Origin of the sequence: Actinoplanes sp. M2I2, from assembly GCF_023544445.1 — a bacterium.
In the GTDB taxonomy this organism is placed as follows: domain Bacteria; phylum Actinomycetota; class Actinomycetes; order Mycobacteriales; family Micromonosporaceae; genus Actinoplanes.
Genome location: NZ_JALPVJ010000007.1, coordinates 483,705 through 496,618, shown reverse-complemented (window position 1 = coordinate 496,618; position 12,914 = coordinate 483,705). Strand labels below are relative to the sequence as shown.

General features: G+C 70.9%; 14 protein-coding genes. 6 read left to right on the top strand and 8 right to left on the bottom strand.

Features of this window, described 5'->3' with window-relative positions:
- Nucleotides 1-365: 365 nt before the first annotated feature.
- The gene (locus HJC40_RS16805) at nt 366-1,316 is read right to left on the bottom strand and encodes a diacylglycerol kinase family protein (protein WP_250002014.1); all 951 of its coding nucleotides are present in this window, start codon (nt 1,314-1,316) and stop codon (nt 366-368) included.
- A gap of 52 nt (nt 1,317-1,368) precedes the next feature.
- On the opposite strand from HJC40_RS16805, the gene HJC40_RS16800 reads away from it, so the two are divergent.
- Nucleotides 1,369-1,764 carry a hypothetical protein gene (locus HJC40_RS16800; RefSeq protein ID WP_250002013.1) on the top strand — a complete coding sequence of 132 codons (396 nt, stop codon included), beginning with the start codon at nt 1,369-1,371 and terminating at the stop codon, nt 1,762-1,764.
- 38 nt (nt 1,765-1,802) lie between these two features.
- On the top strand, nt 1,803-2,495 hold the full coding sequence (locus HJC40_RS16795) for a FadR/GntR family transcriptional regulator (RefSeq protein ID WP_250002012.1): 693 nt from the start codon (nt 1,803-1,805) through the stop codon (nt 2,493-2,495).
- A gap of 10 nt (nt 2,496-2,505) precedes the next feature.
- Here HJC40_RS16795 and HJC40_RS16790 read toward each other — a convergent pair whose 3' ends face one another.
- Nucleotides 2,506-2,865, bottom strand: a complete 360-nt coding sequence (locus tag HJC40_RS16790; protein WP_221376011.1) for a trypco2 family protein — start codon at nt 2,863-2,865, stop codon at nt 2,506-2,508.
- Between the two features lie 146 nt (nt 2,866-3,011).
- Entirely contained in the window at nt 3,012-3,416 is a 405-nt protein-coding gene (sodN, locus tag HJC40_RS16785) for a superoxide dismutase, Ni (RefSeq protein WP_250002011.1), read from the bottom strand.
- Between the two features lie 86 nt (nt 3,417-3,502).
- On the opposite strand from sodN, the gene HJC40_RS16780 reads away from it, so the two are divergent.
- From HJC40_RS16780 to HJC40_RS16770, 3 genes are all read left to right on the top strand, one after another.
- Nucleotides 3,503-3,811 carry a S26 family signal peptidase gene (locus HJC40_RS16780; protein ID WP_250002010.1) on the top strand — a complete coding sequence of 103 codons (309 nt, stop codon included), beginning with the start codon at nt 3,503-3,505 and terminating at the stop codon, nt 3,809-3,811.
- A 138-nt stretch (nt 3,812-3,949) separates the two neighbouring features.
- Entirely contained in the window at nt 3,950-5,188 is a 1,239-nt protein-coding gene (locus tag HJC40_RS16775; RefSeq protein ID WP_374271964.1) for an NADP-dependent malic enzyme, read from the top strand.
- A gap of 469 nt (nt 5,189-5,657) precedes the next feature.
- The gene (locus HJC40_RS16770) at nt 5,658-6,608 is read left to right on the top strand and encodes a zinc-binding dehydrogenase (RefSeq protein WP_284043204.1); all 951 of its coding nucleotides are present in this window, start codon (nt 5,658-5,660) and stop codon (nt 6,606-6,608) included.
- A gap of 681 nt (nt 6,609-7,289) precedes the next feature.
- Here HJC40_RS16770 and HJC40_RS16765 read toward each other — a convergent pair.
- The gene (locus HJC40_RS16765; RefSeq protein ID WP_374271961.1) at nt 7,290-8,267 is read right to left on the bottom strand and encodes a chlorophyllase; all 978 of its coding nucleotides are present in this window, start codon (nt 8,265-8,267) and stop codon (nt 7,290-7,292) included.
- A gap of 171 nt (nt 8,268-8,438) precedes the next feature.
- Here HJC40_RS16765 and HJC40_RS16760 point away from each other — a divergent pair, with 171 nt between their 5' ends.
- Nucleotides 8,439-8,603 carry a hypothetical protein gene (locus tag HJC40_RS16760; protein WP_250002006.1) on the top strand — a complete coding sequence of 55 codons (165 nt, stop codon included), beginning with the start codon at nt 8,439-8,441 and terminating at the stop codon, nt 8,601-8,603.
- A gap of 109 nt (nt 8,604-8,712) precedes the next feature.
- On the opposite strand, the gene HJC40_RS16755 is transcribed toward HJC40_RS16760, so the two are convergent.
- The 4 genes from HJC40_RS16755 to HJC40_RS16740 all read right to left on the bottom strand — a co-directional run bounded on the left by HJC40_RS16755 (nt 8,713) and on the right by HJC40_RS16740 (nt 12,863).
- Complete coding sequence (locus HJC40_RS16755; RefSeq protein WP_250002005.1) at nt 8,713-9,828, bottom strand: acetate/propionate family kinase; 1,116 nt, start codon at nt 9,826-9,828, stop codon at nt 8,713-8,715.
- Nucleotides 9,825-11,897, bottom strand: coding sequence for a phosphate acetyltransferase (gene pta, locus HJC40_RS16750; RefSeq protein ID WP_250002004.1), 2,073 nt, complete (start codon nt 11,895-11,897; stop codon nt 9,825-9,827). The genes HJC40_RS16755 and pta overlap by 4 nt, the downstream gene beginning before the upstream one ends.
- A 62-nt stretch (nt 11,898-11,959) precedes the next feature.
- Nucleotides 11,960-12,694, bottom strand: coding sequence for an AAA family ATPase (locus HJC40_RS16745; RefSeq protein WP_250002003.1), 735 nt, complete (start codon nt 12,692-12,694; stop codon nt 11,960-11,962).
- Entirely contained in the window at nt 12,684-12,863 is a 180-nt protein-coding gene (locus HJC40_RS16740) for a DUF6104 family protein (RefSeq protein ID WP_250002002.1), read from the bottom strand. The genes HJC40_RS16745 and HJC40_RS16740 overlap by 11 nt, the downstream gene beginning before the upstream one ends.
- Between the last annotated feature and the right edge of the window lie 51 nt (nt 12,864-12,914).

The following is a 12,914-nucleotide window of genomic DNA, read 5'->3' as shown; positions in this document are numbered from 1 at the left end:
CGTTACTGGTTTACCTATGCGTTCGCGATGGCGGCTGACGTCTGAGTGCCCGTCTGCTCGCCGTGCGTAGCAAGCTTTTGTTGTTACTGGATGCTGCTCGGCGCTTCTGGATTGAGAAACGCGCGCAACCAGCAACCGGTTACTTCTTATCGCTTGTGAATGCTTTCACGAACTCTCGCGATGTCAAGGGTAGCGCCCGAAGTTTCTCCGGGCGGGTGAGCTGGCTCACGCCCTCTTTGTCCGGATCTGAGGCTTGCGCCAGAGCCCGGTGACCAACGCTCCCATCAATGTAGTACGGTCCCCGGCCCGATGCCGAGCTTTTGACCGTGTTTCTGTAACGGATCGTGAGGTTGGCTACCCACTCGTCAGCAGATCACACGTAGCGCTTCGGGAACGGACACGAAGTGCACCTTCTGGCGCTCGCCCAGATAGTCCCCGTCCAGCTGGAACGGCTGGGGGCGGGAAGCGACGACCGTGAACTCGTCCTGGTCGTGCAGATGCAGCACATGCTTGCCGTGCGGGTCGCCCTTGCGCGTCGCCAGCTGGGCCATCGTGCGCGCGGTGCCGGTGACGGCGAGCCCGCGCAGGGCCATGACGTCGAGGCCGCGATCGAACGAGGCGCCGGGACTCGGATTGATCGGGCGGTCGCCGACGTAGGTCCAGGGCGCGGTGTTCTGGATGATCACGGTGCCCAGATCGGGCTCGGCCGGCTCGCCGGGCCGCTCGATGGACAACGGCGGGGACTTGCGGTCCTCACCGGTGAGCACCTGGTTGAAGATCGATCGGAAGTAGAGGCTGGGCGTCGACGTGCGGCCGCGCAGCCGGGCCTGCTCGACCCGGCGCACCACGGCGGCGTCGAAGCCCATGCCGGCGGCGAAGGTGAAGTAGCGGTCGTCGGCGCGACCGAGACCGATCACCCGGTGACGTCCGTCGCGCAGCCCGTCGAGGATCACGCTGGTGCCCTCGACCCAGTCGCGGGGCAGCCCCAGCGCGCGGGCGAAGACGTTGGTCGAACCACCCGGCACCACGGCCAGCGCGGGCAGCACCCGGGCACGGGGGCCGGTCAGCCCGCTCAGCACGGCCTCGGCGGTCATCAGCCCGTTGACCGCCTCGTTGACCGTGCCGTCGCCGCCGAGCGTGACGACCACGTCCACCCCGCTCCCGGCGGCGGCACGGGCGAGCGTCGCGGCGTGACCGCGACGGGTCGTGTACTCCACCGACAGGTCGACCGCGCTGCGCAGGGCCCGGACCAGGACATCTCGGCTGCGCTCGCTGGTGGTCGTAGCCTTGGGGTTGACCAGCAGTAACGCTCGCATGCGCGGCACTGTACCCAAGAGCCGCCCGAAACACTGTCGGTATGGTGCTTCCGTGACCGGTGAGAAGTCAGTCGTTGACAAGCCCGCGACGCTGGTGTGGGCGGTGTGGCTGGTCTATCTGGAGTGCGCCGCCCTGGCCGGGCTCACCGTCTACCTCATCGTCCTCGATCTGACGAGTTCGCCGGTCGACGTCGTGCCGGCTGTGGCGCTCACGGTCTTCGCTGCCCTCGGCGTGGCGGCCGTGTTCTTCGTCGCGCGCGCTCTCGGCCGGCGCCGGCGTGGCGCGCGCGGCCCGGCGATCGTCATCCAGCTCTTCACCATCGCCGCCGGTGGATTCCTGCTGCAGGTCGGCCCGTCCTGGCTCGGCGTCGTGCTGATGGCCCTCGGCGTGCTGATCGGTGTGCTGATCGTGCTGCCGCCGAGCACGAGAGCGCTCGGCATCGATTAATCGCCTCGATTCGGCGGCTCAGGGCCTACGCTGGGGATGTGACCGGATCATCGGTGCGTCCGCCGGCCTATCAACTGCTGGCGGACGAGTTACGAGCGGACATCACCTCGGGTCGGCTACAGCCTGGCGAGCGGCTGCCACCCGAGCCGGAGCTGTGCGTCAAGACCGGCGTCAGCCGCAGCACGGTGCGCGAGGCCCTGCGCCTGCTGGCCAGTCAGCACCTGATCGTCACGACCCGGGGCGTCACCGGCGGCAGCTTCGTCGCCCATCCCGACGCCGAGCAACTCGCCGACGCGCTGACCACAGGTTTCACCCTGCTGACCAACTCGGCCGGCGTGGGTCTGGCCGATCTGCTGGAGCTGCGCCGGGCGCTCGAGGTGCCGGCCGCGGGGCTGGCCGCGCTCCGCCGCGACGACGATCAGCTGGCCGAGATCCGCGGCGCGTTCTTCGACCCGGCGGTCGACGACCTCGAGACGATGCTCGCGGCCCACGCGGCGTTTCACATGGCTGTGGCCAAGGCCACCATGAACCCGCTCTTCGAGCTGGTGGTGCGTCCGCTCTACCACGCCACGTTCGGCGAGGACGTCACCGAGAACCTGCCGGCGGGCTACTGGCGCCAGATCGACGCCGACCACCGGCTGATCCTGGACTGCCTGCTCATGCGGGACGCGGAATCGGCGACCCGGGCGGCGGCGCAGCACCTGGACTACATCACCACGGTGCTGCACTGAGACTGCTCGATCAGGCCCCGGTACGCCGGGTGACCAGCCGGATCGTGGCTCGCTGACCGGTGGCCTCGGCGGCCGCCGACGTGGTCAGGGCGGTCAGCACCTTCCACGCGAAGGACGACTCGGCCGGCAGCTTGGCGCCGCGGACGGTCGTCACGGTGACCTCGACCGTCAGGGCGTCCTCGGTGACGGCGAACCGGCAGTCGAGCTCGGCCCCGCGGGTGGCGATGGCCAGCAGCATCGCGCAGGCCTCGTCGACCGCGATGCGCAGATCCTCGATCTCGTCGAGCGCGAAATGCAGCCGGGCGGCCAGACCGGCCGTCGCCGTCCGGAGAACGCCCAGGTAGCCGCCGTCGGCGGGCACGGTCAGCATCACGACGTCGTCGCCGATAGCCGGATCCGGAATTCTGTCCCTCACCTGAGTCACCGATCTCCTCCCAACGCCCAGCAGACTCTAGTCCCGGAGCGGACACGGCCGGTACGCCCGGTGGGCGTACCGGCCGTGTCGCCGGGCGCAGATCAGGCCTGCTTCGTCTCCCAGAAGATCTTGGAGATCTCCTCGATCTTGCCGAGGAGCTGGTCGGCGACGGCGGGGTCGACCGAGCCCTTGGCGCCGGACGCGCCGGCGAGCTTGGTGGCCTCGTTGAACAGCTGGTGCAGGTTCGGGTACTTCTCGAAGTGCGGGGCCTTGAAGTAGTCGGTCCACAGCACCCACAGGTGGTGCTTGACCAGTTCGGCGCGCTGCTCCTTGATGAGGATGGCGCGCGTACGGAACTCGGGGTCCGTGTTCGCCTGGTACTTCTCAGCGATGGCCTTGACCGACTCGGCCTCGATCCGGGCCTGCGCCGGGTCGTAGATGCCACACGGAAGGTCGCAGTGGGCGGTGACCACGGTTCGAGGCGTGAGGAAACGCGGAAGTCGCATCAGGACTCCTCCATATGAGTTTGCGATGATCCGTGGTTGACACTACCCCTTACCACCCGGCGGTAAAGCGATGGAGGACTGATGCCGTGAGTTGGCAACTACCGCTGTTCGCGGTGCTCGTCCGCGGACCTTCGATGGTTCCCACGCTGCGCGACGGTGACGCCCTGCTCGTCCGTCGTGGCGGCCGGGTGCGCGCGGGCGACGTGGTGGTCGCCCGGTTCCGGACCAGACCCGACCTGCTGGTGGTCAAGCGCACGGTAAGGCCTCAGGACGGCGGGTGGTGGATACAGGGCGACAACCAGCTGATCGAGGACGACAGCCGGGCGTACGGGGTGGCGGATGTCATCGGCCGGGTGTTATTGCGCTACTACCCGCGGCTCGGTCGGCTAGGTTAATGTCGCAACACCGCGGCGCACACTCGCGCCTCGCGGTTGCTTTTCACGGGTGATCCCCGCATCGCGTTCCGGTCCGGCGCCCTACTCGCCGTCGCGACCGCCTCGCCGACCTACGTCCCGATGCCGGTTGGAGTCCCCGTGTCCTACTTCAGTTTCGAGCTCGACCCCGCCCTGGCCGCCGATCCCGTCTTCGAGCTGCACAGAAGCGGCAAGATGGAGATCAGCCTGACCGTCCCGCTGGCCAGCCGCGACCACCTCTCGCTGGCCTACACCCCCGGTGTCGCCCGGGTCTGCGAGGCCATCGCCGACGACCCGTCGCTCTACGCCGACTACACCTGGACGGCCAACACCGTCGCCGTGGTCACCGACGGCTCGGCCGTGCTCGGCCTGGGCAACATCGGCCCCCGGGCCGCGATGCCGGTCATGGAAGGCAAGTCGATCCTCTTCAAACAGTTCGGCGGCGTCGACTCGATCCCGATCTGCCTCGACACCCAGGACGTCGAAGGCATCATCACGGCGGTCAAGGCGATGGCCCCCAGCTTCGGCGGCATCAACCTCGAGGACATCAGCGCCCCGCGCTGCTTCGAGATCGAACGCCGGTTGGACGCCGAACTCGACATCCCGGTCTTCCACGACGACCAGCACGGCACCGCGGTGGTCACGCTGGCCGCATTGCGGAACGCGGCCAAGCTGCTCGGCCGCGACTTCGGCGACCTGCGGGTCGTCCTGAGCGGAGCCGGGGCGGCCGGGGTTGCGATCGCCCGCATGCTCATCACGGCCGGCGTGGACGGCGCCAACGTCATCATCTGCGACTCGCGCGGCATCATCCACGCCGACCGCGGCGACCTCACCCCGATCAAGGCCGAGCTGGCCGCGACGACCAACTTCTCCGGTCGTACGGGTGGGATCGCCGAAGCCCTCATCGGCGCCGACGTGCTGATCGGCGTCTCGGGCGGGCACATCGAGGAACGCGCGGTCGCCGGCATGGCCCCCGGCGGCATCATCTTCGCCATGGCCAACCCCACCCCCGAGGTGGCGCCCGACGTCGCGCACCGATACGCGGCCATCGTCGCCACCGGCCGCAGCGACTTCCCCAACCAGATCAACAACGTGCTGGCCTTCCCCGGCATCTTCCGCGGGGCGCTCGACGTCCGGGCCAGCACGATCACCGAGCGCATGAAGGTGGCTGCCGCTGAGGCGATCGCCGAGGTGGTCTCGGACGACCTGCGCGCGGACGCGATCGTGCCGTCGCCGCTCGACCCGCGGGTGGCGCCGGCGGTCGCGGCCGCGGTGGCCGCGGCGGCCGAGGTGGACGGGGTTGCTCGCCGGTCGGCGCCGGTGGCGCCGCCGCAGCGTTCGGCGCCGCTGCCCGGGTAGGCGGGCCGCGGCCCCGTTCACCTCTCGAGGGGTGGACCGAGGCTTCGCCGGCTGTGGCGGAGGCGCTGATTGCGGCCCGGTTTCACTTCTCGGCCGGTCGACCGCGGCATCACGGCTGTGGCGGAGGCGCTGATTGCGGCCCGGTTCACTTCTCGGCCGGTCGACCGCGGCATGGCTGCTGCGGCGGAGGCGCTGACCGCCGTCGTTGAGCATCGGGTCACGAAGTGGGCTGCCCGCCGCGGCTTGGCCGGTTACCGGATCGGGCTCTTCCTCACCGAGGGAGGGCCCACCGCGCCTGCTTAGTATTTCGAGCTGTCGTGATCGTCCGCAGATCAGAGCCCACCCTCCCTGGGGGAGGCCCCCGCTGTCATTATCTCGGAAATCGCCAGCTCCGGCTGACGGCCTGTGGACAGTCCGAGACTGTGGAAAACGGCCGGATGATCGCCATCGGCCACTATGGTCTGTGCCTATGCGCGCCGCCTACGCCATAGCCTCCGACCCGACGAACCCCCGCTCCGCCCTGCGCGTGGCCGACCGGCCCGACCTCAGCCCGCCCGACGGCTGGGTTACGGTCGAGGTGCGGGCGGCTTCGCTCAACCAGCACGACATCTGGTCGCTGCGCGGTGTCGGCCTGCCCGCCGACCGGCTGCCGATGATCCTGGGCTGCGACGCGGCCGGCGTCGACCAGGACGGCAACGAGGTCGTCGTCTACCCCGTGGTCCCCGACGAGGCCGACCCGCGGGGTCTTTCCCTGCTCTCCGAGCGGCACCCGGGCACGCTGGCCGAGCGGGTCGCGGTGCCGCCGGAAAACCTGATCCCCAAGCCGGCCGGCCTGTCGTTCCTCGACGCGGCCTGCCTGCCCACGGCCTGGCTGACCGCCTTCCACATGCTGACGACGCGGGGCCGGGCCGACGAATGCTCGGCCGTGCTGGTGCAGGGCGCCGGCGGCGGGGTGGCCACGGCCGCGGTCGCCCTCGCGGTCGCGATGGGCAAGCGGGTGTACGCCACCAGCCGCGACCCGGGGAAGCGGGAGCGCATCGCCGAGCTGGGGGCCATCGCCGTCGAGCCCGGCGCCCGGCTGCCCGAGCGGGTCAACCTGGTGATCGAGTCGGTCGGCGCCCCCACGTTCGACCACTCGATGAAGTGCTGCGCGCCGGGCGGCCGCATCGTGGTCTGCGGCGCGACGGGCGGTCATCTGGCCACAGTGGATCTGCGCCGGGTCTTCGCCATGCGGCTCGACATACTGGGCAGCACGATGGGCACCGCCGCCGAGCTGGCCGCCCTGCTCAGCTTCCTGGTCGAGAACGACGTCCGCCCGGTGATCGACTCCACCTACGGCTTCAGCGCTGTCGCAGACGCCTTCGCCCGGCTCGAGTCCGGCGACATCTTCGGCAAGGTGGCGATCGACTTCCTGCACTGACAAGACCACGCCTCCGTACCCTGGCCGCGCCTCACAGCGGTGACGGCGCTCGATCGTAGTAGCGCTCGGTCGTGGCGGCCGGCGGTTGCGGCGGTCGGTCGTGGCGGCTGGCGGTGGTGGCGGTCGGTCGTGGCGGCTGGCGGTGGTGGCGGTCGGTCGTGAGTGGCGCCCGGCGGTGGTGGCGGCTGGCGGTGGTGGCGGTCGGTCGTGGCGGCCGTGGTGGCGCCCGGCGGTGGTGGCGGTCGGTCGTGAGTGGCGGCCGGCGGTGGTGGCGGCCGGCGGTGATGCCGCTCGGTCGTGGTGGCGCTCGGCCGTGGTGGCGCTCGGCCGTGGTGGCGCTCGGCCGTGGTCGAGTCAGCCGTGGCGGCGCCTAGGTCGTCGCGTACAGCCGCCAGTGCGGCCGGCGTCACGGGTCCGGGCGCTGAGCGTGCGTACGTCCGTTGATCTCGGATCCGCTGGAGCCACTTCCACGTCGGTCTGGCGGCGTGCGGTTTGCGCGCGCGGCCGATCCCGCCCCCTGAGCCCCGCGGTGGATTCGCGTGCGGTGGGGATCGGTTGGCGGTGCCTCCCGGATGTGACGGGGCGCCTGGCAAGCCATGACTTGGCAGGCGCGGGTGGCGCCTGGGCGTGTCGACACGACGAACAGGACGCAGTGTTACGGGCCCGTGCCGGTCGCGGGAACTACAGGCGGTTGGTCAGGGTGGCCAGACCGCCTCGGGTCGCGTCTTTCTGCAGGCGGGTGCGGGCCCGGTCGTCGCCGTAGAGGCTCCAGCGCCAGAAGTCGGTGCTGGTGGTGGCTATGACGTCGAGGGAGCGGCCGGCTGCTACGTGGCCGCCTTGGGTGACGGTGAGGAAGGCCTTGGGCCACGTGACCGCGTCGTAGGCGGCGCGGCCGTCGGCGTAGGCCACCGTGGCGTCCTGGCGGCCGTGCACAAAGAACAGCGGCGCCTCCGGGCCGGTGAACGGCTGGGGGAGCACCTGGCGTCCGGCCAGGACGACGCCGGCGCGCAGGCGCTGGTCTCGGTTGCCGCTGAAGAGGCCCAGCGTGGTCACGCCGCCGGCTGAGTGGCCGGCCGCCGCCACCCGGTTCTGGTCGATCGTGTCGCTCAGTTCGCTCAGCGTCTCGGTGATCACGTAGCTGGCGTCGGCGGGCTGATTGAGTACGTCGAGGACGTTGAGTTCGGCTGCGGCCGCGGACGTGTGGGGGTAGGCCGGTGCCGCGACGACGAAGCCGGCCCGGGCCCAAGTAGTCAGGAGCTCGCGGTAATCGGACGGCTTGCCGCCGAGGCCGTGGCTGAAAAGGATCAGCGGGAACGGGCCGTTGCCCTGCGGCGACCAGACGGTGGTCGGTAGCGGACGGCTGCCGCGTTGGAGTTTCAGAGTGCGAGTTTCTACGGCGAACGACCGTGTCGGCGCGGCCGTGCCGGGTGCGGCTGTGCCGGGTGCGGCTGTGTCAGGTGCCGCCGTCCCGGGTGCGGTCGGGCGAGGCGCTGTCGTTGTCGGCCCAGCGGTGCCGGGCGCGGCCGGGATGCCGGCGGCCGGCGGAAGGGTGGACGGCTGAGCATCCGACGGGTGATCCGCCGAGCAGGCGACGAGCGTGGCCAACGGGACCGTGACGGCAAGGGCGAGAGCGGCGAGACGGCGATGCACCCGTCCCATTGTGCTTCGGCCTCGGTGAGCAACCTGAAGAACCGACCGGAACAGCCGCCCGTGCGGGTGCGCGCTCGGCGCTCCCACGATCGGATGAATTTGCCGTGCGGCGGCTGTTTGTCCTGGTAGGGCCCCGACCGAGGTCAGCGTGACGTGCATCGTTTCGCTATGGTCTTGGCCATGTCTGACAACAGCGTCGACCCGAGCGGCAACACCGAGGCTTTCCGTGCCTTTACCCACAATGCTCCGCAGGAGCCCGCGGCCCCCTCGAAGACCCCACTGATCATCGGCGCCGTCGCCGTCGCCGTGGTGCTTCTCGCGCTGATCGTCTGGCTCGTCGCCTGACGGATCCCGCCGCGGGGTGGTTGACGAACGCCGGCCGTGAAGTGACCGCCGGGCGCCGCCGACGAAGTCTGCTTGGTGCTGACGGACTAGCGGGGCAAGGCGGGCGGCTTCAGCGGGGCAGGGACAGCGCCGTCCGGGACTGGTCGGCTATCTCCAGTTCCTCGTCGGTGGGGATCACGCAGACGGGGATGTGGGCGCCGGGCGGGGAGATGATCTCTTCGCGGCGGTCGTTGCGGTCGGGGTCGATCTCGATGCCGAGCGGTTTCAGGCCGGCCAGCGAGGACGCGCGCACCGCGGCCGCGTTCTCTCCGACGCCCGCGGTGAACGTGATGGCGTCGACCCGGCCGAGCACGGCCAGATAGGCGCCGACGTATTCGCGGATGCGGCGGCAGTAGATGTCGAACGCCAGCGTCGCGTCCTCGTCGCCGGCCTCGCGCCGCTCCAGCACGGCCCGCAGGTCGTTCTCGCCGGTCAGCCCGAGCAGGCCGGCGTGGCGGGTCAGCGACTCCTCGATCTCGTCGAGCGGCAGGCCGGCCACCCGGTGCAGGTGGAAGATCACCGTCGGGTCGAGGTCGCCGCTGCGGGTGCCCATCACCAGGCCGGGCAACGGAGACATGCCCATCGAGGTGGCGACGCTGCGGCCGCCCTCGACCGCGCAGGCGCTCGCGCCGTTGCCGAGGTGCAGGGTGATCACGTTGGTGGACGCCGGGTCGCGGCCCAGCACCTGGGCTGTGCGGCGGGAGACGTACGCGTGGGAGGTGCCGTGGAAGCCGTAGCGCCGGATCTGCCACCGCTCGGCCAGCGACCGGTCGATGGCCCAGGTGACCCCCTCGGGCGGGATCGTGGCGTGGAACGCCGTGTCGAACACGGCCACCTGCGGCACGTCGGGCAGCAGCTTGCGGGCCACCTCGATGCCGGTCAGCGCGGCCGGGTTGTGCAGCGGCGCCAGCGGCACGAGCGCTCCGACCCGCTCGACCACCTCGTCGTCGATGACGGTCGGACCGGTGAAGTCGGGGCCGCCGTGCACCACCCGGTGGCCGACCACGGCCAGATCGGAGAGGTCGATCTCGTCCATGATCCCCTGCAGGGCCGCGCGGTGGTCGGCGACCTCGCCGCCGTTCTCGCCGATGCGTTCCACCAGGCCCTTGGCGACCGTGTCGGCGCCGTCGAAGAGCCGGTACTTCACCGAGGACGAGCCGCTGTTGAGAACGAGCACCCGGGTCATCGCACCGCCGCCTGAATCGCTGTGATCGCCACCGTGTTGACGATGTCCTTGACCGTGGCCCCGCGGGACAGGTCGTTGACCGGCCGTCGCAGACCCTGCATGACCGGGCCGACGGCGACCGCGCCGGCCGACCGCTGGACCGCCTTGTAGGTGTTGTTGCCGGTGTTGAGGTCGGGGAAGACGAACACCGTCGCCTTGCCGGCCACTGTGCTCTCGGGCAGCTTGGTCGCCGCCACGGCCGGGTCGATGGCCGCGTCGTACTGGATCGGGCCCTCGACCGGCAGATCGGGCCGGCGTTCGTGGACCAGCGCGGTGGCCGCGGCGACCTTTTCGACGTCGGCGCCCGAGCCCGACTTGCCGGTGGAGTAGGACAGCATCGCGACGCGCGGATCGATGCCGAAGGCTGCCGCCGTCCGCGCCGAGGAGAGCGCGATGTCGGCCAGCTGGGCGGCGTCCGGGTCGGGGTTGACCGCGCAGTCGCCGTAGACCAGCACACGATCGGCGAGCAGCATGAAGAACACGCTGGAGGCCACCGACACGTCGGGCACCGTCTTGATGATCTCGAAGGCGGGACGGATCGTGGCCGCCGTGGTGTGGTTGGCCCCGGAGACCATGCCGTCGGCCAGTCCCTCGGCCACCATCATCGTGCCGAAGTAGTTGACGTCGCGGACCACGTCGTAGGCCAGGTCGAGCGTCACGGCGCGGTGTTTGCGCAGCTCGGCATAGCGTTCCGCGAAGTCGTCACGCCACGGGCTGGTCTCGGGGTCGACCAGCCGGGCCGCGCCGATCTCGACGCCCAGCTCGCGGGCCCGCCGGGTGATCTCGGCCGGGTCGCCCAGCAGCGTGAGGTCGGCGACGCCGCGCCGCAGCAGCGTCTCGGTGGCTCGCAGGATGCGCTCGTCGGTGCCCTCGGGCAGCACGAGGTGGCGGCGCTCGGCCCGGGCCCGATCGATCAGATCGTTCTCGAACATGAGCGGGGTGACCCGGCTGGAGCGGGCCACGTCGAGCAGGCGGGTCAGCGCCGCGGTGTCCACATTTTCCTCGAACGCGCCCAGGGCGGCCTCGATCTTGCGCGGGGTGCCCGTGCTGAGACCCGCCTGAATGTGGGTGGCCGCGGCGATCGTGTGGTAACTGTCGGACGCGACGACCAGCATCGCCAGGCCGGTGTTGAGCCGCTCGACGACCCGGACCACGCGCGGGTCGGGGCGCTCGCCCAGGGTGAGCACCAGGCCGGAGAGCGTGACGTTGCCGGCGGCGTGGGCCGCGCTGGCCGCGAGCAGCAGGTCGGCCCGATCGCCCGGCGTGATCATGAGCGCGCCGTCGGTCAGATGCTCCAGAACGGTGGGCACATGCGCGGCGCCGACCACGTAGTCGAGCACGTCGCGGTCGAGGGCGCCCTCGCCGCCCGAGAGGACGGTCGCGTCGAGCGCCGCGGCCACCTCGGCCACGGTCGGGGCGGCGATCGTGGCGATCTCGGGGATCGACCACATCGGCACCGGCAGGTCGCCGCCGTCGAGGGAGACTCCCGCGGCGACCCGGTTGGCGATCACGGCGACGACCGTGGCGTCGAGGTCGGCCAGGGAGTGGTAGGCGCTGCGGGCCGCCGCGGTCAGCGACTCGGCCCCGCGATCCTCGCCGCTGATCACCGGGATCACGACGCTGCCGAACTCGGTCGCCAGGCGGGCGTTGAAGCCGAGCTCGCGGGGCATCTCGTCGCGTTCCCCGGCGGCCGGCGAGAAGTCGCTGCCGATCACCACGACCGAGCCGGCCTGCCGCTCGAGCTCGCGGTAGCGCTCGACGATGCGGGAGATCAGCTCCTCCCACTTGCCGTCGGCGACCAGCGCGCTGGCCTCGGCGGTCGTCACCCCGTAGGAGTCGGCGTAGGGCGCGACCACCGGGTAGCGCTTGGTCAGCAGGGTGAGCAGCGGGTCGTCGCCGGCGCCGGAGACCAGTGGGCGGAACACCCCGATCCGCGCGACCTGCCGGGACAGCAGCTCGACCAGGCCCAGCGCGACCGTGCCCTTGCCGACGCCGGGGCCGAGACCCGCCACATAGACGCTTCGTGCCACGGCCTCAACCTACCGGCCCCCAGGTGCCGCCGCCGGGTCGAAAGCCCCAACTGTGGATGACGTCAGACACCGAGGTGCCGCAGGAACGCCTCGGGCGAGGCCAGGAAGCCGCGCCAGCTCGCCACGATGTCCAGGTCGGCCCATTCCGTACGCCGGATGCCGTGCGCGCCCAGTTCGAGGATCGTGGCGCCGGGCAGGGCGGTGAGCAGCGGCGAGTGCGTGGCCACCACGACCTGGGCCCCGTCGGCGCGCAGGTCACCCAGGCGGCTGAGCAGCCCCAGCGTCGAGGTGAACGAGAGCGGCGCCTCGGGCTCGTCCATCAGATAGAACCCGTACCCCCGGAACTTGCGCTCCAGAAGCTCCAGGAAACCCTCACCGTGGCTCTGCTCGTGCAGGTTCAGGTCGGGGTTGTCGCCCGGCAGGCTTTCCAGATAGGTGTACAGGCCATGGGTGGTCTCGGCCCGCAGGAAGTACGCGTTGGCCCGGCGACCCGGCGTACGGATCACCCGCAGCGCCTGCCCCAGCGGTGACTCGGTGACGCGGGTGGAGTGCATCGCACCGCGCGAGCCGCCTTCCGGGTTCAGCCCGTGCGCCGCGGCCAGCGCCTCCACCAGCGTGGACTTGCCCGATCCGTTCTCGCCGACGAGGAACGTCACGCCGGCCGGGATGTTCAGCCCGTGGTCGAGCACGGCCCGTACCGCCGGGATGGTGGCCCACCAGGCGCCCCGGTCGACCTCGGCGCCGGCGTCGAGCTCGACCCGCCGGATCGGGCGCGACTCGGCCGCCCTACTCCTCATCCTCGTCGTCGCCCCGGGCCAGCCAGGTCGCGAAGCGCTCGATGGGGGTCTCGAACTCGGGGTTGACGTCGACGAAGGTCCGCAGCTGGGCGCCCAGCCACTCCAGCGTCACGGTCTCCTCGCCACGCCGGTCGACGAGTTCCTCGATGCCACGGTCGGTGAAGTACATGACCGGATAGTAAAAGGGGGCGCTCCGCCGCAGCGGAGCGCCCCCAGTTCG